Origin of the sequence: Pseudonocardia sp. NPDC046786 (assembly GCF_040645415.1) — a bacterium.
Lineage (GTDB): Bacteria > Actinomycetota > Actinomycetes > Mycobacteriales > Pseudonocardiaceae > Pseudonocardia > Pseudonocardia kongjuensis.
This window is the reverse complement of sequence record NZ_JBEYYF010000001.1, coordinates 119,064-141,255: the sequence shown is the minus strand read 5'-3', so window position 1 is coordinate 141,255 and position 22,192 is coordinate 119,064. Positions and strand designations below refer to the sequence as shown.

General features: G+C 72.2%; 24 protein-coding genes, 2 pseudogenes and 1 riboswitch. Of the genes and pseudogenes, 16 read left to right on the top strand and 10 right to left on the bottom strand.

Annotated features, from left to right (window positions below):
- Nucleotides 1-1,111 precede the first annotated feature (1,111 nt).
- A pseudogene (locus tag ABZ881_RS00750) lies at nt 1,112-1,333 on the bottom strand (tyrosine-type recombinase/integrase); the annotation flags it as partial.
- Nucleotides 1,334-1,752: 419 nt separating this feature from the next.
- Here ABZ881_RS00750 and ABZ881_RS00745 point away from each other — a divergent pair.
- Entirely contained in the window at nt 1,753-2,955 is a 1,203-nt protein-coding gene (locus tag ABZ881_RS00745; protein ID WP_358480647.1) for a helix-turn-helix transcriptional regulator, read from the top strand.
- A 90-nt stretch (nt 2,956-3,045) separates the two neighbouring features.
- Here the strand turns inward: ABZ881_RS00745 and ABZ881_RS00740 are convergent, their stop codons facing one another.
- The 6 genes and pseudogenes from ABZ881_RS00740 to ABZ881_RS00715 form a co-directional block, all read right to left on the bottom strand.
- On the bottom strand, nt 3,046-3,954 hold the full coding sequence (locus ABZ881_RS00740) for an AMP-binding protein (protein WP_358481089.1): 909 nt from the start codon (nt 3,952-3,954) through the stop codon (nt 3,046-3,048).
- A complete protein-coding gene (locus ABZ881_RS00735; protein ID WP_358480645.1) occupies nt 3,921-4,370 on the bottom strand; it encodes a class I adenylate-forming enzyme family protein in 450 nt (149 codons plus the stop codon). The genes ABZ881_RS00740 and ABZ881_RS00735 overlap by 34 nt, the downstream gene beginning before the upstream one ends.
- On the bottom strand, nt 4,361-4,546 hold the full coding sequence (locus ABZ881_RS00730) for a hypothetical protein (protein ID WP_358480643.1): 186 nt from the start codon (nt 4,544-4,546) through the stop codon (nt 4,361-4,363). Before ABZ881_RS00730 ends, ABZ881_RS00735 begins: the two co-directional genes overlap by 10 nt.
- Before the next feature lie 28 nt (nt 4,547-4,574).
- A pseudogene (locus tag ABZ881_RS00725) lies at nt 4,575-5,189 on the bottom strand (MBL fold metallo-hydrolase); the annotation flags it as partial.
- 132 nt (nt 5,190-5,321) lie between these two features.
- The gene (locus ABZ881_RS00720; RefSeq protein ID WP_358481087.1) at nt 5,322-5,996 is read right to left on the bottom strand and encodes a fumarylacetoacetate hydrolase family protein; all 675 of its coding nucleotides are present in this window, start codon (nt 5,994-5,996) and stop codon (nt 5,322-5,324) included.
- The gene (locus tag ABZ881_RS00715) at nt 5,900-6,235 is read right to left on the bottom strand and encodes a hypothetical protein (RefSeq protein WP_358481085.1); all 336 of its coding nucleotides are present in this window, start codon (nt 6,233-6,235) and stop codon (nt 5,900-5,902) included. Before ABZ881_RS00715 ends, ABZ881_RS00720 begins: the two co-directional genes overlap by 97 nt.
- A 188-nt stretch (nt 6,236-6,423) precedes the next feature.
- Between ABZ881_RS00715 and ABZ881_RS00710 the strand changes: the two genes are divergently transcribed.
- The 7 genes from ABZ881_RS00710 (at nt 6,424) to ABZ881_RS00680 (ending at nt 14,351) form a co-directional block, all read left to right on the top strand.
- Nucleotides 6,424-7,038, top strand: a complete 615-nt coding sequence (locus ABZ881_RS00710; protein WP_344023152.1) for a helix-turn-helix domain-containing protein — start codon at nt 6,424-6,426, stop codon at nt 7,036-7,038.
- A 131-nt stretch (nt 7,039-7,169) separates the two neighbouring features.
- Entirely contained in the window at nt 7,170-7,547 is a 378-nt protein-coding gene (locus tag ABZ881_RS00705) for a hypothetical protein (protein ID WP_358480640.1), read from the top strand.
- A gap of 317 nt (nt 7,548-7,864) precedes the next feature.
- Entirely contained in the window at nt 7,865-10,189 is a 2,325-nt protein-coding gene (locus ABZ881_RS00700) for a molybdopterin cofactor-binding domain-containing protein (RefSeq protein ID WP_358480639.1), read from the top strand.
- A gap of 31 nt (nt 10,190-10,220) precedes the next feature.
- Nucleotides 10,221-10,691 (top strand): (2Fe-2S)-binding protein, encoded by a 471-nt coding sequence (locus tag ABZ881_RS00695; RefSeq protein WP_344023157.1) that lies wholly within the window; start codon nt 10,221-10,223, stop codon nt 10,689-10,691.
- A gap of 405 nt (nt 10,692-11,096) precedes the next feature.
- A complete protein-coding gene (locus tag ABZ881_RS00690) occupies nt 11,097-13,451 on the top strand; it encodes a molybdopterin cofactor-binding domain-containing protein (protein ID WP_358480637.1) in 2,355 nt (784 codons plus the stop codon).
- A 16-nt stretch (nt 13,452-13,467) separates the two neighbouring features.
- Nucleotides 13,468-13,938 carry a (2Fe-2S)-binding protein gene (locus tag ABZ881_RS00685; RefSeq protein WP_358480636.1) on the top strand — a complete coding sequence of 157 codons (471 nt, stop codon included), beginning with the start codon at nt 13,468-13,470 and terminating at the stop codon, nt 13,936-13,938.
- Between the two features lie 86 nt (nt 13,939-14,024).
- Nucleotides 14,025-14,351, top strand: a complete 327-nt coding sequence (locus tag ABZ881_RS00680) for a hypothetical protein (protein ID WP_344023163.1) — start codon at nt 14,025-14,027, stop codon at nt 14,349-14,351.
- Between the two features lie 131 nt (nt 14,352-14,482).
- Here ABZ881_RS00680 and ABZ881_RS00675 read toward each other — a convergent pair whose 3' ends face one another.
- A complete protein-coding gene (locus ABZ881_RS00675; protein WP_358480634.1) occupies nt 14,483-14,797 on the bottom strand; it encodes an SMR family transporter in 315 nt (104 codons plus the stop codon).
- A 19-nt stretch (nt 14,798-14,816) separates the two neighbouring features.
- Nucleotides 14,817-14,880: riboswitch (guanidine-III (ykkC-III) riboswitch) on the bottom strand.
- A 95-nt stretch (nt 14,881-14,975) separates the two neighbouring features.
- On the opposite strand from ABZ881_RS00675, the gene ABZ881_RS00670 reads away from it, so the two are divergent.
- Genes ABZ881_RS00670 through ABZ881_RS00650 form a run of 5 tightly spaced genes read left to right on the top strand, consistent with a single transcriptional unit; the run spans nt 14,976 to nt 19,380 of the window.
- Nucleotides 14,976-15,746, top strand: a complete 771-nt coding sequence (locus tag ABZ881_RS00670; protein WP_358480632.1) for a hypothetical protein — start codon at nt 14,976-14,978, stop codon at nt 15,744-15,746.
- Nucleotides 15,747-15,799: 53 nt separating this feature from the next.
- The gene (locus ABZ881_RS00665; protein ID WP_358480631.1) at nt 15,800-16,792 is read left to right on the top strand and encodes an iron-siderophore ABC transporter substrate-binding protein; all 993 of its coding nucleotides are present in this window, start codon (nt 15,800-15,802) and stop codon (nt 16,790-16,792) included.
- Nucleotides 16,793-16,844: 52 nt separating this feature from the next.
- Nucleotides 16,845-17,789 carry a metal ABC transporter substrate-binding protein gene (locus ABZ881_RS00660; RefSeq protein ID WP_358480630.1) on the top strand — a complete coding sequence of 315 codons (945 nt, stop codon included), beginning with the start codon at nt 16,845-16,847 and terminating at the stop codon, nt 17,787-17,789.
- A complete protein-coding gene (locus ABZ881_RS00655; RefSeq protein ID WP_358480628.1) occupies nt 17,786-18,523 on the top strand; it encodes a metal ABC transporter ATP-binding protein in 738 nt (245 codons plus the stop codon). Before ABZ881_RS00660 ends, ABZ881_RS00655 begins: the two co-directional genes overlap by 4 nt.
- Nucleotides 18,520-19,380: a metal ABC transporter permease gene (locus ABZ881_RS00650; protein ID WP_344023176.1), complete on the top strand. Its 861-nt coding sequence runs from the start codon at nt 18,520-18,522 to the stop codon at nt 19,378-19,380. Before ABZ881_RS00655 ends, ABZ881_RS00650 begins: the two co-directional genes overlap by 4 nt.
- Nucleotides 19,381-19,396: 16 nt before the next feature.
- On the opposite strand, the gene ABZ881_RS00645 is transcribed toward ABZ881_RS00650, so the two are convergent.
- A complete protein-coding gene (locus ABZ881_RS00645) occupies nt 19,397-19,753 on the bottom strand; it encodes an STAS domain-containing protein (RefSeq protein ID WP_358480627.1) in 357 nt (118 codons plus the stop codon).
- A gap of 212 nt (nt 19,754-19,965) precedes the next feature.
- Nucleotides 19,966-20,313, bottom strand: coding sequence for a hypothetical protein (locus ABZ881_RS00640; protein ID WP_344023180.1), 348 nt, complete (start codon nt 20,311-20,313; stop codon nt 19,966-19,968).
- A gap of 321 nt (nt 20,314-20,634) precedes the next feature.
- Here ABZ881_RS00640 and ABZ881_RS00635 point away from each other — a divergent pair, with 321 nt between their 5' ends.
- Genes ABZ881_RS00635 through ABZ881_RS00625 form a run of 3 tightly spaced genes read left to right on the top strand, consistent with a single transcriptional unit; the run spans nt 20,635 to nt 22,082 of the window.
- Nucleotides 20,635-21,090, top strand: coding sequence for an AraC family transcriptional regulator (locus ABZ881_RS00635; protein WP_358480626.1), 456 nt, complete (start codon nt 20,635-20,637; stop codon nt 21,088-21,090).
- 10 nt (nt 21,091-21,100) lie between these two features.
- Nucleotides 21,101-21,511 (top strand): VOC family protein, encoded by a 411-nt coding sequence (locus ABZ881_RS00630; RefSeq protein ID WP_358480625.1) that lies wholly within the window; start codon nt 21,101-21,103, stop codon nt 21,509-21,511.
- A 40-nt stretch (nt 21,512-21,551) separates the two neighbouring features.
- Complete coding sequence (locus tag ABZ881_RS00625; protein WP_358480624.1) at nt 21,552-22,082, top strand: DUF6886 family protein; 531 nt, start codon at nt 21,552-21,554, stop codon at nt 22,080-22,082.
- Nucleotides 22,083-22,192 lie beyond the last annotated feature (110 nt).

Here is a 22,192-nt window from a genome sequence, read left to right as displayed (position 1 = left end):
GTTGCTGCCGATGGCAGCTCCGGGTGGCGTGGGGGAGCTCGAACATCAGCGCGGTGCGACTCGAGTACGGTCGGTCCCCCGATTGCGTGATGTCATGGCGGTGCGTACGCGCAAGGTGATCGCTCTGTGGGCCACCTTGGTCGTCTTCGTAGCCTTGATCGGGCGATAATTGTTTCTGGTCTTGCCTCGATCGTATCGCCACGCAACGATTCTCGGTATCCGAGAAGAAGCGGAGAGATCGTGTTTCGACGCGCATGTATCAGTGTCGCTCTTGTCGCTTTGTCGATCGTCTCTACGATCATGATCAGTGGAACTGCGTCCGCGAGCGTTCCCCCTACTTTCTGTAATGAGAAGAGCGAAGAATCGGTAGTGGTCAACTATCGGCGCGGCAGTCTAGTGTTGCCCCTGCGGTGCGGAACGCAGACGTACGGGTTTAGACATGTCGTATCGCGCGGACGTTGGAACGCCGGTTTCGACTCCCGGATCGCGGAGGCGATCGCGCGTGGTCAGCAGAGCAAGGATAAGACCATCTACTCAATCTTTAATGCGGACTGCCTCGAGCTGTTCAGAGTCGTGGTCAATCCGGGCCCTATCGGAAGGGGTGGGTTCCGTCCGCAGGGCGTGATCACCGCCTATCCGCTGAACTATCCCAATACTACGAGCCTGCGATCCGAGGGTAGGGCGCAGGCGCCCCGGGAGTGTCCGGTCTTTGTTCCAATTAACGAGCCGTAAGGTGGGTTCTCGATACTGTGAGCGAGTGGTCGGTAGCCGAGCTGTTCCGAAGCGCAAGTCAGCCGCTTGTTGAGAACGATCACAGAAGGATCGTTCTTGAGGGGCTTGGTGTCGATCCCGGGTCGGGTGCCGTCCACTGCGAAGTCGCGGTGGAGACTCCGGCCGGGACCAGCAGGTGGCGACTGAAGATCGGAAGTGCGGATGACTTCAAGAAGTCTTCCGTTCAATCAGCCGGTCTTGTCATCCGAGCAAACATCGAGGAGTGGTGGGACACGGGCGGGCCAGCCAATGGGGACTACCTCAGTGCTCAGAGACTCGATCTGTAATCTGCGTTTCGGGGACTCGCGGATTGTTGGATCGACCGAGTGCTCGCCCGGCGTCAGGCTTCTTCATCGACCGTTGGGCGCCAGTGCAATCCACCCATTTGGACTGCGACATCGCGCCGGACTGCCGCCACTACGTGCTGGTAACGAGCTGTCATCGCGGTGCTCGACCACCCCATTACCGCCATCACCGTCCGCTCGGTGACGCCGAGCAGCAGCAGAACAGTCGCGGCCGTGTGGCGGGCATCGTGCAACCGCCGCTCTGGAACACCCGCCTTGTCACCGTCCGCACGGGTTCGTCGCATCCGCACGGGATCCGATCCCGTGCGAACGAGCCGAACCCGTGCGGATCTCGTCACGAGGGGCGGGCGCCCGGCTCCGGTGCCGCGATGCAGTGCGGGCACAGCGGTCCGGGCGGGGTAACCAGTGCACACAGCCTGATCTGCGCCCCGCACACGGCCGGGACGATCTCGATCCGCGCGGCCAGAGCCGCGCCGTAGTCGAGGTCCGTGGCGTAGTGGGTCCGCCGATCGGCCGCCGACATCAGCTCGACGCGCCCGCCGGACCGTCCGCACGGATCGAGGTCCCGCCGGTCGGTGCTTCGTGGTCTCCGCACCGCGCCGAGCGTGGCGCCCCGTCCCGGGGCCGGGCAGAGTGTCCGCGTAGACACCGTCCGGACTACACCGGGAGACCACAGGTGACCAGGCGCGCGGAGTTCGCCGCGGAGCTGGCCCGCCTGCGCGCGGTGTCCGGCCGGTCGCTGGCCGACGTCGCCGACGCCGCGCACGTGCACCGCACCCATCTCAGTCACGTCGAGCACCTGCGCCGTTGGCCGTCGCGGCCGGTGGTCGAGGCGCTCGACGTCGCACTCGGCGCCGACGGCAACCTCCTCGGCCGGTGGCTCGGCGCCGAGCGGGCCGGCGCGGCGCCGCCGATCCTCGCGACGGCCACCGATCCCGACCTGTCGGACCGGTTGGCCCGGGTGCTCGACCGCCCGGAACGCGTGGATCACGCCGTCGTCGGGCACCTGGCCGTCCTGCTCGACGGGCAGCGTCGCCTCGAGGACGTGCTCGGCGCCGGCCGGGTGCTGCCGACCACGCTGGCGCAGCTCGACGTGATCGACGATCTGAGCCGGGCCGCCCGCGCCGGCGTCCGGCACGACCTGCTCTCGATCGGCGCGCAGTGGCGCCAGTTCGCCGGGTGGCAGGCGCAGGATCTCGGCCGGGTCGCCGATGCCCTGGCCCACTACGACCGGGCCGCCGAGGCCGCGTCCGAGACCGGCGACGCGAACATGCTGGTATCGGTGCTGAGCCTGAAGTCGCACATGGCATGGGCCGCCCGCGATCCGGCGCGCGCGGTCGGATTGGCCGCAGCCGGGCAACGCCACCCCGGCCGGGTGTCGCCCGGCGTGCTCGGCCTGATCGCCCAGCAGGAGGCGCGCGGGCACGCGCTCGACGGGGACGCCGACGCGGCGCACCGGCTGATCGAGCAGGCCGGGTCCTGGGCCGAGCGGGCCGCCGCGGCGCCGGAGGCCGAGCCGCCGTGGGTGTACTTCCAGGACCGCGCCCGCCTGCTGTTCCAGCGCGGCGTCGTCGATCTCGAACTGGGCCGTCACGGACCGGCCGCTGAGCTGTTCGCCGCGGCCTGCGACGCGCTGCCGGAGAGCTATCCGCGCGACCGGTCCCGGTACCTGGCCGATCTCGCGCTGGCCGCGGCCCGGGGCGGCGACGTGGACCGGGCCGTCGCCGCCGGGCGCGACGCGCTGGACCTCGTCCGGGACACCGGCTCGGCGCACGCGCTGGCAGATCTGGGCGCGATGCTCGTCGCCCTGCAGCCGCACGCGGCGCACCCGGACGTCCGGGACCTCCGCGCCGCCGTACCCCGGCGACACCCCGGCTGAGCCCCCGTCCGCACCGGATCGGATCCCGTGCGAACGGCCCGATCCCGTGCGAACACCGGCGGGGGTGCCGTAGGCCGCCGAGCAGCGGGGTCAGTGCGGCGGGACGGTTTCGGTGCGCAGCACGTCCTTCCGGATCTTCCCGATGGTCGTGCGGGGCAGCTCCGAGCGCACCAGCACCCGCTCCGGGACCTTGAACCGGGACAGCCGCTCCCGGCACCAGGCGATCAGCTCCTCCGGCCCGGCCTCGTGCCCGTCCCGGAGCACGACGTGCGCGACGACGATCTCGTCGTACACCGGATCGGGCATCCCGTGCACGGCGCTCTCCAGCACCGCCGGGTGCCCGCCGAGCACCTGCTCGACCTCGCCGGTCGACACGTTCTCCCCGGCCCGTTTGACCAGGTCACCGGCCCGGTCGACGAAGTAGGCGCGGCCGGTGTCGTCCAGCCGGACGAGATCGCCGGTGCGCAGCCAGCCGTCGTCGAACAGGGCGGCGGTGGCGTCGGGACGGCCGTCGTAGCCGGGGGTCAGGTCGACGCCGGGGGTCCCGCCGATCTGCAGCTCGCCGGGGGTGCCGGGTGGCACCGGGGCGCCGTCGGCGTCGACGACCCGGACCTGCACGCCGGGCAGCGGCAATCCGATCGAGTCCCAGCGGCGCCGCTCGTCGAGCGGGTTCACCAGCGGCGGGACGACGGTCTCGGTCATCCCGTAGAGCTGGACCAGCGGGGCGCCGAACCGGGCCTCGAACGCGGCGGCCTGGGAGCCGGACAGGTTCTGCGCGAACAGCACCAGGCGCAGCGCGTTGGCCGCGTCCGCCGGGTCGGGCTCGGAGCGGGCGAGCAGCATCCGGATCGGCGCGGCGAACAGGCTGGCCAGGGTCGGTTCCAGCACCCGGGCCTGGCGCGGCCAGCCGGTCGCGGAGAACCGCGGCGTGAGCGCGATCGAACCGCCCGCGACCAGCGCGGACATCAGGCAGTAGTACTGGGCGTTGCCGTGGAACAGCGGCAGCGTGACCAGCCACCGGTCCTCGGCGGTGACGCCCAGGTGCGCGGCGACGGCCGGCCGGCCCGCAGGTAGTTGGCCGGGGTGACCTGCACGCCCTTCGGGGCGCTGGTGGTGCCGGAGGTGAACATGATCGCCGCGGTCGCGGCGGGCCGGTGCGGCGGCGGTGGCGGCGCGTCGGCCCGGCGGGCCGGCAGCTCGTCGGCGTCCAGCACGGGCAGGTCACCGGCCGCGGCGACGACCGTGGCCCGCAGCTGTGGATCGGCGACCGACAGCGTCGCGTGCGAGTCGGTGAGCTGGTGCGCGACCTCGGCGGTGGTGGACAGCGGGTTCACCGGCACGACGACGGCGCCGAGCCGGGCGCAGCCGAACCAGACGTCCAGGAACTCCGGCCGGTTCGCCGTGATCAGGTGCACCCGGTCACCGGCGCCCACCCGAGCCCGGCGAGCAGGCCCGCGGTCGCGTCCGCCCGCCGGACCTGCTCGGCGTAGCCGATCCGGACCGGCCCGTCGTCGCCGTCGAACAGCAGGAACGGCGCCTCCGGCCGGGCGGTCGCGGTGGCCGTGAGCAGGTCGTACGCGTCGTGGATCATCGCGGGAGCGTCCTCCGGGGTGGTCGGGTCAGGGGGTGCCGGGGAAGCCCTCCAGTGCGGCGATCTTCGTCAGCACGGTGAGCCGCTCCGGTCGCTCGACGGTCGGGTCGAGGTGCTGGTAGGTGTTCAGCACGTTCTGCGCGAGCCGCCCGGACTCCGGCAGCTCGGCGAACCGGCCGAGATCGATCGAGGCGACCGCCTCGTCCACCCCGATACCGTCCTCGTACCGCTTCCGCGCCTCGGCCTCGACGAATACCAGGTACTCGCGCATGTCCGCGACCTCGGGCTTCCCGCTGACCGGGCCGTGCCCCGGCACCACGGTGTCGATCTCCATGTCCAGGATCAGGTCCAGCGCCGCCACCCAGCGCTCGATCGGCCCGGCCCAGGCGATCGGCGTGCCCCCGACGAAGACGACGTCGCCGGCGTAGAGCAACCGGGCGTCCGGCACGTGCACCAGCGCGTCACCCGGGGTGTGTGCCGGGCCGACCTGGATCAGCCGGACCTCGCGTCCGCCGACGTCGACGCTCTCCTCCCCGGTGAAGGTGCGGTCCGGCCCGGTCATCGTGATGCCGTCGAGATCGAAGGGCCCGAAGATGTGCCGGGCGAAGTCGCCGAGCGCGCCGTCCAGCTGCTTCACCCCACGGGGGCGGACGCCTGCGGGGCAGGGGTTCCGGCGGGGGGTGGGGCAACGGACACGAGGTCCTCCGTCTGCGTTGACGTCGGGTGATGGGGGGTGGGCGGGTCGAGCTCGGTGCCGGGAACTCGGTGCCGGAACTCAGTGCCAGGAACTCAGGGGCACCGGTGGTACGGCCGGGCGGACGGTCTGCCGGGTCTCGCCCAGCGCCGTCGCGGAGAGCACGACCTCGTCGCCGGGGGCGAGCCACCCGGTGAAGGCGCCGAGATCGGGCGTGTCGACGTGTTCGAGCAGGCAGCCGCCGGGCACGGTGCCGGACCCGATCACGTCGCCGGGCACCAGGTCGGTGCCGCGGGAGAGGAACGCGAGCAGCTCGCCCCAGCTCCAGTCCATGCCGGACAGCGAGCCGCGGGCGATCTCCCGGCCGTTCACGGCGGCGGCGACCTCGAACCCGGGCGGCACCTCGTCGGCGGTGACCAGCGCCGGGCCGAGGGTGATCGCGCTGTCCTTCGACTTGCCCATCCCGATGCCCTGCGCCATGTCGCGCAGCTGGTGGTCGCGGGCGGTCCAGTCGTTGTAGAAGGTGTAGCCGACGATGTGCCGCGCGGCGGTGTCCGGGTGCAGATCACGGCCACCCCGGCCGACGACGGCGCCGACCTCCAGCTCGAAGTCGAACCAGCGCGATCCGGGCGCGATCGGGACGTCGTCGTGCGGGCCGATCACGGCGGCGGGGTTCCCGAAGTAGAAGGCGGGGGTCTGCGACCAGGCCGGGTGCAGGTCGGCGGGCCGGCCGAGGGCCCGGTAGCAGCCGCGCAGGTGGTCCAGGAAGCACAGACCGTCCCGGATCGAGGGGGGTCGCGGGATGGGGCCAGCAGCCGGACGCCGGCCAGCGGATGCACCTCGGCGGGCGCCGACCGGGCGGTGGCACCGGCGTCGGCGAGCCGCTCGCCGTCGTCGCCGAGCAGTCCGAGCAGGGTGACGCCGGCGGGCAGGCCGCGGACCGTCTCCCCGCCCAGCAGCCCGGCGCGCGGGCCGGACCCGGCGTCGTAGGTCACCCACCTCATGGGTTCGCCCGTCGGAGCACGTCCCGGATGGTCGTCGTTGATGCCACGGTGCACCGTCCCTCTCGCCTGCGAAGCCGTACTCAAGTACAGATTCGGTGTGGCCGAAGGTAGGCCCGGAGCCGCGACGAAGCAAGACCCGAGTACAACTTCGTCCGTCGAGCTGTGCTGTACTGAACCGGATGGAGTCCACCGCGGTGCACGCCCCGCCGCCGCTGACCCGGCGCACCCGCAAGCGCAACGAGCGCCGGGACCGGGTGTACGCCGCGGCCGTCGAGTTGTTCGTCGAGCAGGGTTTCGACGCGACCTCGATGGACGAGATCGCGCTCCGCTCCGGGGTCGCCCGGACGACGGTGTTCAACCACTTCCCGCGCAAGGCGCTGTTCCTCGACGAGTGGGCCCGCCGGCGCCGGGAGGCGGCGGCCCGTTCGCTGGACGCCGCCGATCCCGCCGGACGGTCGCTGCGCGAGCTGCTCGGCGGCTACCTCGCCGCGCTCGCCGCGCTCAACGTCGCGACCCGCGGCGAGACGACGGCGCTGATGGAGGTGGCACTGCGCAACAGCAACACACTGCTCGGGCACGACCTGGGCGAGGAGCTGGCCGAGCTGATCGCGGCCGGTGGGGCGCGGTTGCGTCCCTCGGCGGACCCGACCCGGGTCGGCCGGCTGCTCTCGCTGGGCTACTACTCGGCCGTGGTGCGCTGGATCCACGTCGAGCCGCCCCCGTTCGATCTCGCGGCGGAGCTGGCGGCGCTGCTGGACACCGTGCTCGACGGCGCGCTGGCCGACCGGGGCTGAGCCCCGGCGCCCCGGCGTCCGACCACGGTCCGACGCGCACGATCCGTCCCTGCTCCGATGCCCCGCACCCCGGCCCCGGGAGACGCTGTGGACACGGCGCCGGAACCCGGCGCGGAACGGAGGAGCAGGAGATGACCACCATGACGACCGACCCGACCGACCCGACCGGCCCGGCCCCGCGCAGCGCCGGCGACCCGGACGCCTACCCCGTGCTGACCGTGCTGATGCTGATGCTGGGCGGCTTCGTGCTGCCGGTCGTCGGCTGGCTGGCCGGCGTGGCGATGCTCTGGACCGGCCGGGCGTGGACGGTCGGCGAGAAGTGGCTGGGCACGCTGGTGTGGCCGGCGGTCGTCGTCGTGCCGGCGGCGTTGCCGGTGCTCGGCGTGCTGTCCGGTGCGGGCGGGGCGCCGGCCTGGACGATCGCGATCGGGCTCGTGCTGGCCGCGGTCGCCGTGCTCGTCGTGCTGCCGTGGACCTTCGTCCGGCTGCTGAGGGCCGGCCGCCGCTGACGCCGGAACGGACGCCTACCCACCGAAGAAGGTGTCCACGCTCACACGAACAGGTCATCGCGAAATCCGTCCCGCAACGTGTTAATGCGGATTAACGTGACGGCTGTCATCCGCATCTGCGGAATCATGAGAATCGACGGTGGCCGATCTACCTGCGAGAACCCAGCGGATGACCGCACGTGCTGCGGAGAAGTACCCCGGATCGGGGTCGAACCGCTGCGCGCATCCCTGCGAACCGGCCCTCGTTTCGCCCTCGACGGACTCCGGCGAGCGGCTCCCCTGCATCACAGCTGCCGGAGGTGATGGAGAGGACGACGATGTCTGCCCCGACTCGTGCACGCACACCACGCAGCGACGTCAGCCGACGGCGCTTTCTCGGCTACCTGGTCGCCGCGCCCACCCTGGTCGTCGCGGCCGAGCTGGGTCGCCAGCAGCTGTTCGCCCCGCCCGGGGCGTCGGCCGCGGCGATCCCCTCGCCGCCCCAGGTCGCCGATGTCTACGACCTGCTCGACGCGGTCCGCGACTCCTCGCGGCCGACCGCGAACCTGATCCGGGTCGAGGTCAACCGGGACGGCACGGTGTCGTTCCAGCTGCCCCGCTCGGACAACGGCCAGGGCATCGTCACCTCGACCGCGATGATCATCGCCGAGGAGATGGACCTGGAGCCCGAGCAGGTGATCGTCACGCTCGCCGACTCCCGGCCGGAACTGGTGTTCAACCAGCTCACCGGTGGTTCGAGCACGACGTTCTCCACCTTCACCCCGATCCGGGTCGCCGCGGCGCTCGCCAAGGGCAGGCTGCTCGACGCGGCCGCGCACATCCTCGGCCAGGACGTCGACACGCTCACCAGCCGGGCCGGCCTGATCACCGGTGCCGGCGGCAGCGCGATCCCGTTCGGAGAGCTCACCGAGGCCGCGGCCAGCGACGTCACCCGCGAGGTGCAGGTCGCGCTGAAGCCGCGCGAGGACTTCCGGGTGATCGGCACCCCGCGGACCAAGAACGACGCCCGCGCGATCGTCACCGGCAAGAAGGAGTTCATCGCGGACCTGAAGGTCCCGGACGCGCTGCCGACGCTGATCTGCCGCGGCCCGAACCTGAACTCCGCACCGCTCGGCGTCGCCAACGCCGACGAGGTCCGGGACATGCCGGGCGTCACCGACGTCGTCGAGGTCAGCACCGGCGTCGCGGTCCGCGCGCACACCTACGGCCAGGCCGTCGACGCCGTCAACGCGCTGCGCGTGCGCTGGGACGCCGGGACGATCGAGGGCGAGGACGACGAGTCGATCCTGGCGAAGGTCCGCGCCGCGGAGCTCCCGCTCGCCGTGCCGTCCGTGCCCGGCGAGACCGTCGAGGGCGAGTTCGCCTTCTACTTCCGCAGCAGCTCGGCGCTGGAGACGAACACCGCGATCGCCGACGTCCGGGACGGCTCGGCGACGATCTGGACCTCGCTGAAGATCCCGATCACCGTGCAGTACGACATCGCCGAGCAGCTCGGCCTGCCGGTCAACGCGGTGACCATCCACATCGTCCAGGGTGGCGGATCGTTCGGCCGCAGGCTGTTCGGCGACGCCGCTATGGAGGCCGCCGAGATCTCGCAGAAGATCGGCAAGCCGGTCAAGCTGATCTGGAGCCGGGCCGACGACTCCCGCCAGGGCCGGGTGCACCCGCTGGCCACCTCGCGGATCCGTGCGGTCGTCGCCGGCGAGTCGGTGGTCAGCTTCGAGCAGCGGCACACCAGCGTGGCCTGCGACTTCGGGCACGGCTTCGGCGACGCGGTCACCGCCGCCGCGGCCAAGGCGCCGCTCGGCCAGGTCGGCGTCGCCGAGGCGATCTGGGAGCTCACCCAGAACACGCCGTACGACTTCGGTGTGCAGACCCGCACGCTGTCCGAGGTGGACATGCGGTTCAACACCGGATCGATGCGCAACGTGTACTCACCGGACGTCGGCACCGCGCGCGACCTGATCGTCGACCAGATCGCCGCGAAGATGGGCAAGGACCCGTACGAGTTCCGCCGTGAGTTCCTGCGCAACGACGCGATGCGCGCGGTCCTCGACAAGGTCGCCGAGGAGGGTGACTGGGGCCGGTCCATGAAGGACGGCACCGCCCAGGGCCTCGGGTTCCACGTCGAGTACAAGAGCTTCGCGGCCTGCCTGGTGGAGATCGACTGCCGGCCGGAGACGGTGGGCCGGGAGATCCGCGCCGCCCGCACCGGGCCGCGGATCACCAAGGTCGTGTTCGCCAGCGACGGCGGTCTGGTGATCAACCCGCTCGGCTACAAGGCCCAGATCATGGGCGGCATCAACGACGCGATCGCGATGACGCTGACCTCCGGGCTGCACCTGGTCGACGGGCACTTCGTCGAGGCCAGCTGGGACAACTACTTCTACACCCGGCAGTGGAACACCCCGCCCGAGATGGACATCTTCATCGTCGACAGCGGGCGGCCCGAGCCGGGCGGCGTCGGCGAGCTCTCCGTCGCGCCGACCTGCGGGGCGATCGCGAACGCCTACGCCCGCGCGACCGGGACGGTGCCGCAGTACTTCCCGATCATGCACAAGGACCCGCTGCCGTTCGAGCCGTACCCGACCGTCCCCCCGATCCCGCCCTCGCCGACCAACGGTCTCGAGCTGGCCCGTTGACGCGTCGCCCGATCTGAGGAGCTCCCACCACATGTCCACACACACCTTCACGCTCAACGGCGAGCAGGTCTCGGTCGAGGTCGCCGACGACGTCCGCCTGCTGTGGGTCCTGCGCGACCTGCTCGGGGTGACCGGGCCGAAGTACGGCTGCGGGATCAACGTCTGCAAGGCCTGCACCAGCCACATCAACGGCAAGGCGTTCAACCCGTGCGCGACGCCGGTCGGCGCGCTGTCGGAGTCCGACGAGGTCACGACGATCGAGGGTCTGGCCGACGGTGACGAGCTGCACCCGATGCAGCAGGCGTGGATCGACAACGACGTGGCGCAGTGCGGGTACTGCCAGCCGGGTCAGATCATGGCTGCGGTGTCGCTGGTGCGGCGGTGCAAGGAGGAGGGTCGCAAGATCGACGACGCGGCCCTGGACGAGATCCGCAACATCTGCCGGTGCGGGACCTACAACCGGATCCGCGAGGCGATCAGGGCCGGCGCCGACGCCATGTGAGACGCCCACGGTGACGCGCCGGGGTCGTCGCGTCCGCCGCCAGGGCTCCCGGCGGCGGACGTGACCCCCCTTCGGACGACACCCCCTCAGCGGTTCGGTGTCAATCAGCGACCCTCACCCGGACGGGTGGTTCACCTCACAGGGTGAAACGGCGGCCGTGCGGGGCCGTGCAGGGTGTTTTCTCCGCAGATGCGGGTAAGGCTCCCCTGGGTGGCACCTCGTTGACCTGCGAAGAACGTGATCGGCCGCGAGCGGACGCGCGGATTCGATCGACACCGGAAGGGCCTACCGGCGCGTAACCGTCGAACGATCGGCCTCGTTGCCTGCCCCGAGAGCCCATGGCGCCCCCGCTCCCCGCACGCGGGGCGCCACGTGGGTCACCGCAGCACCCTGGAGAGGACAACGATGCCCGCTCATCGCGCCCCCGCCCCCGAGCGTCCGGCGTCCGACGGCCCCCGGTCGAACGTCAGCCGACGCCGCTTCCTCGGCTACCTCGTCGCGGCGCCGACCCTCGTGGTCGCCGCCGAGATGGGCCGGCAGACCCTGTTCGGCGGCGGCGTGCCGCAGGCCAGCGCCGCGGCGATCCCGTCGCCGCCGCTGCCCGCCGAGGTCTACGACCTGCTCGACGCCGTCCGCGACGCGGCCCGGCCGACCGCGAACCTGATCCGGATCGAGGTCAACCGGGACGGGACGGTCTCGTTCGCGCTGCCCCGCTCGGACAACGGCCAGGGCATCATCACGTCCACCCAGATGATCATCGCCGAGGAGATGAACCTGGACCCGGACCAGGTCGTCGTCACCCTCGCCGACGCCCGCCCCGAGCTGGTGTTCAACCAGCTCACCGGCGGCTCGACGACGACGTTCTCCACCTACACCCCGATCCGGGTCGCCGCCGCGCTGGCCCAGGGCAGGCTGCTCGACGCCGCCGCCGCGCAGCTGGGCCAGGAGAAGAGCGTCCTCACCAGCCGGACCGGCCTGATCCTCGGCCAGAACGGCGAGGAGCTGCCGTTCGGCGAGCTCACCGAGCTCGCCGCGAGCCCGGTGGACGACGCCGTCGAGGTCGTGCTGAAGCCGCGCGAGGAGTTCACCGTCATCGGCACGCCGCGGACCAAGTCCGACGCGCGGGCGATGGTCACCGGCCGGAAGAAGTTCCTCACCGACCTGCAGATCCCGGACGCGCTGCCGACCGTGATCTGCCGCGGCCCGAACCTCAACTCCGCCCCGACCGGCGTGAACAACCTCGACGAGGTCCGGAACATGCCGGGCGTCACCGACGTCGAGCAGGTCCGCACCGGCGTCGCGGTCCGCGCGGTCACCTTCGGCCAGGCCGTCGACGCGGTCAACGCGCTCGACGTGAGCTGGGACGGCGGCACCGTCGAGGGCGAGGACGACGAGTCGATCCTGGCCGCGGTGCGCCGCGCCGAGCTGCCGCTGGCCGTGCCGCAGGCGCCCGGCGAGACCGTCGAGGGCGACTTCGTCTTCTACTTCCGCAGCAACTCCGCACTGGAGACCAACTGCGCGATCGCCGACGTCCGCAGCGGCTCGGCCGAGCTGTGGGGCCCGTCCAAGAGCCCGATCGCGGCCCAGGCCGAGATCGCCCAGGAGCTCGGGCTGCCGCAGAACGCGGTCACCATCCACGTCACCGAGGGCGGCGGCTCGTTCGGCAGGCGGCTGTTCTTCGACGCGCTGCAGGAGGCCGCCGAGGTCTCGAAGGTGATGGGCAAGCCGGTCAAGCTCATGTGGACCCGGGCCGACGACTCCCGGCAGGGCCGGGTGCACCCGCTGGCCACCACCCGGGTGCGCGCGCAGGTCACCGGCGAGTCGGTGTCCAGCTTCGAGATCCGGCACACCAGCGTGTCCACCGAGGTGAACCCCGGCTTCTCCGAGGGGATCACCGCCGCGGTCGCGAAGCTCCCGCTCGGCAACTACTCGGTCTCCCAGGCCATCTACCTGACCACGCAGACCAACCCGTACAACGTCGGCGTCGCGACCTCACTGCTCAACGAGGTCGACATGCGCTTCAACACCTGCTCGATGCGCAACATCTACTCGCCGGACACGGCCACCGCCCGCGAGCTGATGATCGACCAGGTCGCCGCGAAGCTCGGCAAGGACCCGTACGAGTTCCGGTCCGGCTTCGTGAAGCTCGACCGGTTCAAGAAGGTCGTCGACCGGGCCGCCGAGGAGGCGGACTGGGGGAAGTCGATGCCGGAGGGCACCGCCCAGGGCATCGCCATCCACCAGGAGTACAAGGGCATCGCCTGCGCCGTCGTCGAGCTCGACTGCCGCCCGGAGACGGTGAACCGCCGGATCCGCGAGGCCCGGACCGGGCCGCGCGTCACCAAGGTGACCTACGTCGTCGACATCGGCCTGGTGATCAACCCGCGCGGACTCGAGGCGCAGATGATGGGCGGCATCAACGACGCGATCGCGATGACGCTGACCTCCGGGCTGCACCTGGAGGACGGGCACTTCGTCGAGGCCAGCTGGGACAACTACTTCTACACCCGGCAGTGGAACACCCCGCCCGAGATGAACATCGTGATCATCGACGACTCCGAGGCCCCGGAGCCCGGCGGCGCCGGCGAGTTCGGCGTCGCCGCCACCTGCGGCGCGATCGCCTGCGCCTACGCCCGCGCCACCGGCACGGTCCCGCAGTACTTCCCGATCCTGCACAAGGACCCGCTGCCGTTCGAGCCGTACCCGACGATCCCGCCCGTGCCGCCCGCCCCCACCAACGGCCTCGAGCTGGCCCGCTGAGAGCAGGAGCTTCCCCATGCCCACACACACCTTCACGCTCAACGGCGAGCGCGTCTCGGTCGAGGTCGCCGACGACGTCCGCCTGCTCTGGGTGCTCCGCGACGTCCTCGGCGTGACCGGGCCGAAGTACGGCTGCGGCATCAATGTCTGCAAGGCGTGCACGTCGCACGTGAACGGCAAGGCGTTCAACCCCTGCGCGGTGCCGGTCGGCGCGCTGTCGGAGTCCGACGAGGTCACGACGATCGAGGGTCTGGCCGACGGTGACGAGCTGCACCCGATGCAGCAGGCGTGGATCGACAACGACGTGGCGCAGTGCGGGTACTGCCAGCCGGGTCAGATCATGGCTGCGGTGTCGCTGGTGCGGCGGTGCAAGGAGGAGGGTCGCAAGATCGACGACGCGGCCCTGGACGAGATCCGCAACATCTGCCGGTGCGGGACCTACAACCGGATCCGCGAGGCCATCAAGACCGGTGCGGACAACATGTGATCGTCGTGCGGCGTGGTCCACACGCCGCACGTCACTAGGCCGTTAGAGTGACGGCCTGCTCGCTCCCCAGACGAAGGACGGATTCGATGAAGAACCGGATGCGACGCTCGCTGATCGCCGTCGGCGCCCTGGGCGCCGTGGCCTTCCCGCTCGCCGGGATCGCCGCGGCCGACGAGGGCGCGGAGGACGCCACCACCGGCTTCCCGAGCACCCAGAGCCCGACCCAGGCGATCGACGCCGTCGGCTCGCTGGTCGACACCGCGCAGTTCGGCTTCGTCGACGCCGCGGACAGCTACCTGCCGAGCAACCGCCCGGACGGCGTCAGCGGGACCGAGACCGAGCTCCCGCCGCTGAACGCCGGCTACGTCGAGGGGCCGGTCGGCGGGCTCATCAAGAACGGACCCTTCGAGTAAAGGGGCTCCCCGGTCGGCGGGGCCGCATCCCACACGGGGTGCGGCCCCGCCGTCGTTCCCGGGCCGCCCGGTCCGTCAGTGCCGGTCCGTCAGTGCCGATCCTTCAGGGCCGATCCTTCAGGGCCGATCCTTCAGTGCAGGACCTTCAGGCCCACCACGCCGGCGACGATCGCCAGCAGGCACAGCAGCCGCGCCGTTGTCGCGGGCTCGCCGAGCGCCACCATCCCGTAGGTCGCGGTGCCGACCGCGCCGATCCCGACCCACACCGCGTACGCGGTCCCGACCGGCAGCTCCCGCAGGGCCAGCGCCAGACCGCCCATGCTCAGGAACAGCGCGCCGCCGAACAGCAGCGACGGCCCGAGCCGGGAGAAACCCCGGCTCTGCGACAGCGCCGCCGCCCACACCGTCTCCAGCACACCCGAGACCACCAGGTAGATCCACGCCATGACGCACGTCCTCCCGAAGGGTGCGTCGTCTTGGCGGTCCGGGTACGGCGCGTCTCGTCCGGGGTGCCGCCGTGCGGCGGTCCGGGACCCAGCATGCCGGACCGGCCAGCCCGGGGGACCCGATGGTGACCGATCGGACCGGGCCGGCCGGGTCGCAGGTTCGTGCGACCCTGGTGCCATGACCGACACCGGCCCCGGCGGACCGATGGCCGAGCTCCGCGGGCGCTGCGCGCCGCTGGCGTTCGCCCCGCTCCCCGGGTTCGCGACCGCGCCGCCCACCGGCCCCGGCTGGGTCCCGCTGGCCCGGATCGCCGATCCCGGCGACCCGATCCTGGACCGGCTGCTCGACGCCCGCCGCGACGCACCGCCCGGCCCGCGCGCCGTGCACACGCTGCGCGACCTGGTCCGCGAGCTGGTCTTCGCGACGGCGGGCTCGGTGTACCTGTCCGGGACCGCGCCTGCGCCGTCGCCGCAGCGCTACCTCTGCCGGGTCGAGTCCGGCGCCGTCACCGGGCGGGTCCTGGTGGTGGACGGCGCCCCGGCCGCCGATCGCGAGCTGGCCCCCGCGTTCGTCGGCACCCTCGCCCCGCTCGTCGGGCTGGTGGGGGAACGGACCCGGGTGGGCTCGCGGACACTGTGGAGCTACGTCGTCGACATGCTCCACTTCGGGATGATGAACGTGGCGCGTCAGCTCGGCCGGGAGCGCGCACCCGCCTGGCGGCGGGCCGAGACGCTGGCCGGGCACCTGTTCGAGGCCGGGCTGCCGCGGCGCTCGGTACCGGCCCTGGTCCGCTACGGCGCCACCGACGACCAGGTGTGGGGCGTCCGCGGCGCCTGCTGCCTGGACTTCACCGACGGCGTGCACGGGATGTGCCTGACCTGCCCGGTGCTCGACGCCGGGGAGCGGGCCCGGAAGTGGGCCGCCTCCGACCTCGCTGGACGGAAGTAAGGCTCACCTCTATTGTCCGAATTGTGCTGCTCGCGCCGGACCGTCCCCGCACCGTGACCGCCCGTCCGCGCTCCGCTCTGGACCGGCGCGGCTTCCTCGCCGCCGGCGCGCTCGCCGGTCTGGCCGCCGCGGCCGGGTGCTCGCCCGCCGCCCCGGCCGGTGACGCTCCGGACGGCGGCCGGACGGTCGAGCATCCACTGGGGACGGCGCAGGTGCCGGTGGTGCCGCAGCGGATCGTGTCGCTGGACAGCAACGGCGGCCTGCAGGTCGCGCTCGAGGCCGGGGTGCCGCTGATCGCCTCCGAGACGTTGCAGGGCGCCGCCCCGGTGCCGCCCTACCTGCCGGCGCCGGCGGCGGACTTCACCCCGCTCGGGTTCAACCAGCTCAACCTGGAGCAGCTGGTCGCGATGGGCCCGGATCTCATCATCGGCAACACCCAGCGGGTCGAGGAGCACTACGACCGGCTCGCCGCGATCGCGCCGACCGTCGCCTACGAGAACGCCGGGCGCGGCGCCGTCTGGCAGGAGGCGGTACGCACCATCGGCGACGTGCTCGGCGCGGGCGAGGAGATCGAGCGACGGTTGGCGGCCTACGCCGAGCGCCTGGACCAGGTGCGGTCGGCACACACCGGGGTGATCGACCGGTACACCGTCGCACTGCTCCGGTTCACTACCGACGAGCTGCGGATCGTGCGCGGCCAGATCTTCGGATCCGCGGTCCTGGCCGACGCCGGACTGACCCGTCCGCCGTCCACCGACCTGCCCTCGCCGCAGCAGACGCACGTGCCGATCGGCGACGAGTCGGTCGGTGTGCTCGCCGACGCCGACGTGCTCCTCTACTTCCTCGGCGGCGGCGGCCTGGTCGACGAGGCGGACGCGACGTTCGATCGCTACACCGCCGGCGGGCTGTGGGAGCAGCTGCCCGCGGTGCGGGCCGGCCGGGTGGCGCAGGTCGATCCGCTCGCCTGGTGGGACGGGTACTCGGTCTCGGCCGGGCTGGCCTGTCTCGACGAGCTGGATCGCGTGCTCGGCGGGCTCCCCGCCTGATCCCGAGCTCCCGTTCTTGCCGTGTGGCGGCGCGTGCCACATAGTGTTCGCCATGCCTAACTCACACTTGCTGCCGCGGCGAACTTCGGCGCTCGCGGCGGTACTGCTCGCGGTCGCGGTGCTGGCCGGCGCGTGCGGCCAGGGACCGGCCCCGGGCGCCGCCGACGACGACCCGCGGCCGGTGGTGCTGGCGACCTTCACGGTGATCGCGGACATGGCCCGCGAGGTCGGTGGCGACCGGGTCCGGGTCGAGTCGATCACCCGGCCGGGCGCGGAGATCCACGACTACGAGCCGGTGCCCGGGGACCTGGTCCGCGGGGCCGGGGCGGATCTGGTGCTGGACAACGGCCTGGGTCTGGAGCGCTGGTTCGAGCAGTTCGTCGACCGCTCCGAGGCCACCTCGGTGACCGTCAGCGAGGGCGTCGAGGTGCTGCCGATCGTGGCGGGGGAGTACCGGGACCGGCCGAACCCGCACGCCTGGATGTCGCCGGTGGCGGGGGAGCGGTACGTGCAGAACATCCGGGACGCGCTGATCGAGCTCGATCCGGCGGGCCGCGACGTCTACACCGCGAACGCCGAGCGCTACGCCGCCGAGATCCGCCGGGTCGGCGAGGACCTGCGGACCGAGCTCGGCGCCCTGCCGGAGACCCAGCGGGCCCTGGTGACCTGCGAGGGCGCGTTCTCCTACCTGGCCCGCGATCTCGGCCTGCGCGAGGCGTACCTCTGGCCGGTGAACAGCGACGCCGAGGGCACCCCGGACCAGATCGCGAGCACGATCGGATTCGTCCGGGACAACGCCGTCCCCGCGGTGTTCTGCGAGAGCACCGTCAACGACTCGGCGCAGCGCCAGGTCGCGGCCGAGACCGGGGCCCGCCTCGCCGGCCCGCTCTACGTGGACTCGCTGTCCGAGGAGGGCGGTCCGGTCCCCAGCTACCTGGAGCTGCTCCGGCACGACGCCCGGGTGATCGCCGACGGGCTCACCGGGGGTGTCCGGTGACGGTGCTCGACGTCCGGGGGGTCTCGGTCCGCTACGGCGAGGTGACCGCGCTCGACGCGGTCGACCTGCAGCTCGGCACGGGCACCGTGTGCGGCCTGCTCGGCGCCAACGGCTCCGGCAAGTCCACCCTGTTCAAGGCCACGATGGGCCTGCTCCGGCCGTACGCGGGCACCGTCCGGATCCTCGGCGGCGACGTCCGGTCGGCCCGACGGTCCGCCGCGATCGCCTACATGCCGCAGGCCGAGGCGATCGACCCGGACTTCCCGGTCACCGCCCGCGAGGTCGTCCTGACCGGGCGCTTCGGCCGGATGGGGATCGCCCGCCGGGCCCGCGCCGCGGACCGGGCGGCCGTCGACGACGCGCTCGCCCGGGTCGGGCTGGCCGATCTCGCGGGCCGCCAGATCGGCCGGCTGTCCGGCGGGCAGCGCAAGCGCGTGTTCCTGGCCAGGGCGATCGCCCAGGACGCCCCGCTGCTGCTGCTCGACGAGCCGTTCGCCGGGGTCGACCGCGGCACCCAGGAGGCCATGACGACGGTGCTGCACGAGCTGCGCGACGACGGCCGGACCGTGCTGGTCTCCACGCACGACATCGCGGGCGTCGACACGCTGTGCGACCGGGCGGTGCTGCTGGCTGGCCGGCTGCTGGCCGACGGTCCGCCGTTCGCCGTCGTCACACCGGAGGTGCTCGGCCGGGTGTTCGGCATCCCGCCGGTCCGCGAGGGGGAGGCCCGATGATCGCCTGGCTGCTGGAGCCGCTGCAGTTCGGGTTCATGCAGCGGGCGCTGCTGGTCGCCGTCGTGGCGGGCACGGTCGGCGCGCTGCTGTCCTGCTGGCTGACCCTGGTCGGCTGGTCGCTGATGGGGGACGCGGTGTCGCACGCGGTGCTGCCCGGGGTGGTGCTGTCCTACATCGTCGGCATCCCGTTCGGCGTCGGTGCGTTCGTCTTCGGGGCCGGCGCGGTCGGGCTGATCGGGCTGGTGCGCCGCACCTCGCGGGTCAAGGAGGACGCCGCGATCGGCGTCGTGTTCACCGGGCTGTTCGCGCTCGGGCTGGTGCTGATCTCGCGCACGCCCAGCGACACCGACCTGTCGCACATCCTGTTCGGCAACCTGCTGGGGCTCTCCACCGGTGACGTCGTGCAGATCGTCGTGCTCGGGCTGGTCACCGTCGCGGTGGTGCTGCTGCGGCACCGGGACTTCACCCTCGTCGCCTTCGACCGGGTGCACGCGCACGCGATCGGGATCGATCCGCGCCGGGTCGAGGCGCTGTTGCTCGGGCTGCTCGCGCTGGCCGTCGTGGTCGCGCTGCAGGCGGTGGGGATCGTGCTGGTCGTCGCCGTGCTGATCATTCCGGGGGCGACCGCGTACCTGCTGACCGACCGGATGGAGCCGATGCTGGCGGTCGCCGTCGCGGTCGCCGTGCTGTCCGGGGTGGTGGGCAGCTACGTCAGCTACTACGCGAACGTCTCCACCGGCGGATCGGTCGTGCTCAGCCTCGCCGTCGCTTTCGTGCTGGCCTACCTGTTCGGGCCGCGGCACGGGGTGATCGCCCGGTACCGCGGTGCGCGGCGGCCGGTGCCGGCGGGCAGCTGAGCGGCCCAGGCCCTGCTCAGCCGTCCTCCAGGACGGTCAGCGCGCCGCTACCGGCCAGTGCCCGGTGCACGTCCCGGGTCCGTCCGCGGCGGATCCGGAGCCGGGTGCCGTCCCGGCGGACCGCGACGAGGGTCTCGATCGCGGCGGTGCCGAGGTGCTCGACGCCGGACAGGTCCAGCACCACGCAGCGGGCCGGCCCGGTCAGCTCCCGCAGGAACCTGCCGAGGGCGGCGGCGGACGCGCCGTCGACCGCGCCCAGGCAGCACACCACCAGGCGTCCACCCGGCCGGTGGTACGCCGTCGCGCACAACGCGCCGGTGGCCAGCCGGTACGTGGGGCAGGTGTCGGTCGCGGTGGTCTCGGGCAGGGGCATCGTCGTCACCGTCACCGGGTCGAGGCGGGCGGGGCGGTGGCGGGACCTCATGGCGGTGCGGTCCCGCCACCGACCGCTGGGACACCGCCGCGGCTGATTCGTCACACCGACGAGATATCGCCCACAGCGAGGCAACCCACGCAGGACGGGCCCCGGGGCATGTTCGCCCCGGGGCCCGTCCTGGTGTCCGCGGATGCGGACCTCGTCAGCTGTCAGCCGATGCTGTCGCCGGCCCCGGAGGACTGGGCGCAGGCGTCGGACTGGTCGGTGACCGAGTCGCCGCTCTTGGCCGAGGCGTCGCCCAGGATGCCGAGGGCACCGGTCAGGCCGTTGCCCGCCGCTGCGTCCTCGATCGGAACCTGGACGCCCAGCACGTTGACCGGCACGTTGTTGTTGCAGACCTGGACCGGCACGTTGACGTTGTTGCCGTTCAGACCCGCGATGAGGCCCTTGGCGTCCTTGTCGATCTCGCTGCCGCCGTCCGAGGCGAACGCCATCGGGCTGATGGCGAGCAGGGCCGCCGCCGATGCCGCAACGACGATTCCAGCCTTCTTCAGCACAGTTTGCTCCTGATGTGTCGTGGCCGTGCCCGAGAGCCCGCCCCTCCGTGTCGGCACAACGAACAGGTGGGAGCCCGTGCCGACTGTCGAGAATGATCGCGATCCGTTGGCCTGCAAAGCAATGCGCGCAACCCCATCGAGCTAATGAATTACCGACGGTTCCGATACTCGCTGAATGGGGTGAAATCGATTCGGCCGGAATGCGACTGGACCGGGAGTTTCCGGCGACCCGGGGCGACGGACTCCCTGATCGGGAGATGCCGGACGGGTGACCGGTCCAGGTCACGGAGGGTGCGATCCCGCCCGTGGCACGATGACGGCATGGGCGGGGGCCGGACGGAGGAGCAGCGGCTGCGCGACATCGTCGTCCTCCGGCGGGTGCGCGACCGGATCGACCGGGAGTACGCCCGGCCGCTGAACGTCGAGGCGCTGGCCCGCGGGGCGCACATGTCGGTCGGTCACCTGAGCCGCGAGTTCCGCCGCGTCTACGGCGAATCGGTGTACTCCTACCTGATGACCCGGCGGATCGAGCGGGCGATGACGCTGCTGCGCCGCGGGGACCTGACCGTCACCGAGGTCTGCTTCGCGGTGGGCTCGTCGTCGCTGGGCACCTTCAGCACCCGGTTCACCGAGCTGGTCGGTGTGCCCCCGAGCGTCTACCGGCGCGACCACTCGCAGGCCGCCGAGGGCATCCCGCCGTGCCTGGCGAAGCAGGTCACGAGGCCGGTCCGGAACCGGTCAGGAATCGAGAAGCCCGGACCGGACGACCGTCCCTAGGGTCGTCGCCATGAGCCTCAGCATTCACCACGCCTTCCTCCCGCACACCGACGCCGACGCCGCCATCGGCTTCTACCGCGACACGCTCGGCTTCGAGATCCGGCAGGACGTCGGCTACCAGGACATGCGCTGGATCACCGTCGGCCCGGCCGGCGGGGCCGGCACCTCGATCGTGCTGCACCCCCCGGCGGCCGATCCCGGGGTCACCGACGCCGAGCGCAGCACGATCCTGGAGCTGATCGCGAAGGGCGCCTACACCGCCGTCACGCTGGCCACCGACGATCTCGACGGGCTGTTCGAGCGGCTGCAGGCCGCCGGCGCCGACGTCGTCCAGGAGCCCATCGACCAGGACTACGGCGTGCGCGACTGCGCCTTCCGCGACCCGGCCGGGAACCTGATCCGGGTCAACCAGGTCGGCTGAGCCCGGGGACCCGCGGCCCCGGCTGCGGGACGATGGGCCGATGCGTCCCGACGCCGGACAGGTGCTGCACTTCTCCGAGGACCCGACGATCACCGTGTTCGCGCCGCACGTCGCCCGGACCTCCCGGCAGGCGGCCGCCTACGTGTGGGCCGTCGACGCCGAGCGGGCACCGGCCTACTGGTTCCCGCGACAGTGCCCCCGGGCGATGGCCTGGACCACGCCACGCACGACGGCCGCCGACGCCGCGCGCATCATCGGCCCCGGCGCGGGCTCGCGCGTGCACGCCGTCGAGTACGCGTGGCTGGACCGGATCCGGAGCGTCGAGCTGTTCGCCTACCGGCTTCCCGCGGAGCCGTTCACGCCGATCGGGGAGCCGGAGCCGCACGCGCACGTCGCGACCGCGACGGTCCGGCCGCTCGGGCCGCCGGAACCGGTCGGCGACCTGCTCGCGCTGCACGAGGCGGCCGGGATCGGGCTGCGGGTGCTGCCCCGGATCGGCGACTTCTGGGCGGCCGTCGCGGCGAGCACGCTCGGGTTCAGCGGGATCCGGCTGGGCAACGCGTGGGCCTGACCCCTACCGTCCGCCGGATGTTCTTCTCCTGGGAGGCGCGTCGACATCGGACGGGGCGACGACGCGGAGTGGGTCGTCCTGCGTGATCGGGAGGGCAACGAGTTCTGCCT

Coding starts and splice junctions, on each gene's coding strand:
- ABZ881_RS00730 (WP_358480643.1), bottom strand. CDS start 4,546: ATGATCCACGACGCGTACGACCTGCTCACGGCCACCGCGACCGCCCGG.
- ABZ881_RS00710 (WP_344023152.1), top strand. CDS start 6,424: ATGGAGTCCACCGCGGTGCACGCCCCGCCGCCGCTGACCCGGCGCACC.
- ABZ881_RS00705 (WP_358480640.1), top strand. CDS start 7,170: ATGACCACCATGACGACCGACCCGACCGACCCGACCGGCCCGGCCCCG.
- ABZ881_RS00700 (WP_358480639.1), top strand. CDS start 7,865: ATGTCTGCCCCGACTCGTGCACGCACACCACGCAGCGACGTCAGCCGA.
- ABZ881_RS00695 (WP_344023157.1), top strand. CDS start 10,221: ATGTCCACACACACCTTCACGCTCAACGGCGAGCAGGTCTCGGTCGAG.
- ABZ881_RS00690 (WP_358480637.1), top strand. CDS start 11,097: ATGCCCGCTCATCGCGCCCCCGCCCCCGAGCGTCCGGCGTCCGACGGC.
- ABZ881_RS00685 (WP_358480636.1), top strand. CDS start 13,468: ATGCCCACACACACCTTCACGCTCAACGGCGAGCGCGTCTCGGTCGAG.
- ABZ881_RS00680 (WP_344023163.1), top strand. CDS start 14,025: ATGAAGAACCGGATGCGACGCTCGCTGATCGCCGTCGGCGCCCTGGGC.
- ABZ881_RS00675 (WP_358480634.1), bottom strand. CDS start 14,797: ATGGCGTGGATCTACCTGGTGGTCTCGGGTGTGCTGGAGACGGTGTGG.
- ABZ881_RS00670 (WP_358480632.1), top strand. CDS start 14,976: ATGACCGACACCGGCCCCGGCGGACCGATGGCCGAGCTCCGCGGGCGC.
- ABZ881_RS00660 (WP_358480630.1), top strand. CDS start 16,845: ATGCCTAACTCACACTTGCTGCCGCGGCGAACTTCGGCGCTCGCGGCG.
- ABZ881_RS00650 (WP_344023176.1), top strand. CDS start 18,520: ATGATCGCCTGGCTGCTGGAGCCGCTGCAGTTCGGGTTCATGCAGCGG.
- ABZ881_RS00645 (WP_358480627.1), bottom strand. CDS start 19,753: ATGCCCCTGCCCGAGACCACCGCGACCGACACCTGCCCCACGTACCGG.
- ABZ881_RS00635 (WP_358480626.1), top strand. CDS start 20,635: ATGGGCGGGGGCCGGACGGAGGAGCAGCGGCTGCGCGACATCGTCGTC.
- ABZ881_RS00630 (WP_358480625.1), top strand. CDS start 21,101: ATGAGCCTCAGCATTCACCACGCCTTCCTCCCGCACACCGACGCCGAC.
- ABZ881_RS00625 (WP_358480624.1), top strand. CDS start 21,552: ATGCGTCCCGACGCCGGACAGGTGCTGCACTTCTCCGAGGACCCGACG.